This window comes from Arthrobacter parietis (assembly GCF_039530425.1).
Classification (GTDB): domain Bacteria; phylum Actinomycetota; class Actinomycetes; order Actinomycetales; family Micrococcaceae; genus Arthrobacter_D; species Arthrobacter_D parietis.
Genome location: NZ_BAAAON010000009.1, coordinates 1 through 1,149, shown reverse-complemented (window position 1 = coordinate 1,149; position 1,149 = coordinate 1). Strand labels below are relative to the sequence as shown.

Annotated in this window: 2 protein-coding genes; one reads left to right on the top strand and one right to left on the bottom strand. The window is 60.1% G+C overall.

Going from position 1 to position 1,149, the window contains the following annotated elements; genetic code table 11:
* Positions 1–201 precede the first annotated feature (201 nt).
* The gene (locus ABFX19_RS14730; protein ID WP_346028765.1) at positions 202–381 is read left to right on the top strand and encodes a hypothetical protein; all 180 of its coding nucleotides are present in this window, start codon (positions 202–204) and stop codon (positions 379–381) included.
* 517 nt (positions 382–898) lie between these two features.
* Here the strand turns inward: ABFX19_RS14730 and ABFX19_RS14725 are convergent.
* Positions 899–1,149, bottom strand: a 251-nt coding sequence (locus ABFX19_RS14725; RefSeq protein WP_346028764.1) for a hypothetical protein, incomplete at its 5' end; no start/stop codon positions are given.

Below are 1,149 nucleotides of genomic sequence, written 5' to 3'. Positions count from 1 at the left end.
ACCCGAGAGAGTGTGGGAGAGTAGGACACCGCCGGACAACACTTACGGAAAGGCCTCACCTTCACGGTGAGGCCTTTCCTGCTTTAAACCCACACCAACAACACATCGCATGACCGAATTTGCTCTGGCCGGCGTGGTGGAGGAGCGGAACTTGTTCCCCGGCATCAGGGTGTAGGGGCCGCCAGGAGCATCCCATGAGGCTTGCGGCGCTTCCGTGGTGGCCGGCCCGCCGTGCCGATCCCCTACTCGCTGAGGGCCCAGCTGTCGAACCACGGGCAACCGGAGGTGGAGCGCCTGCTGGCGGTGGCCGGCGAACGAGATATTCAGCACACAGCCCGACCGGCTGGGATGCTCAGCTCGCTGCTGCTTGCCGCACTCTAGTTGTGTGCTCGGCGTTTCAGGAGGGGTGACTCGATGCTGATCGAGGAGACCACAGCGGCGCGGAAGTAACGCGACACCCCCTGCAGGATTCTGTTCTCTTTATGCCGAGGATGTCCTGGCGTCATCAGTGCCGCGGGTTCGGAGCAGCTGTTCTGATGCGTGTTCCTGGCCGGGTGTTCCTGACTCCTGTGCCAACATCTGCAGCAGCGATGGGATAGCCACCCTGCCGAGACTACTTGGCTTCACGCGCGGGGCGGGCAAGACCATCGGGCATGCGCCACTCCCTGAAAGGTGCGCGTGATTGTGGTTGACGTCACGTCACCGTGCCGGCGTCAACCGTAGTGCATTTGCGCATTGTGGTGCCCTGCATCCGCATGCCCGCGCGGTTTTTGGTCTCTCGACGGCTGATTTGCCGCACCCCGGATCCTTGTGTAATGTTTTCTGAGTCGCGGCGGCCGGGACAGTGAAATTTACCGGCAAGAGCGACAAACTCCCAACACAATCTGGATGTATTCCGTCATGGAGTGCGCCCTGTTTGGGAGCCGGCACAGCACCACAGCCGGTCAGATAGCCCGACAGGGCGGATTTGACGGGGTGGGGTTTGGCGGGTAAGTTTGAAAAGTTGCTCCGGAGCGATGATGCGGCCTTGAGGGTTGTGTTTGGTGCCGGGTGTTTCTGTTGTTTGAGAACTCAATAGTGTGCCATGTTTGTTGATACCGATTGTTTTTTGATTGGTTGATTTGCTGGTCATCTCGCCCTGGTGGGGTG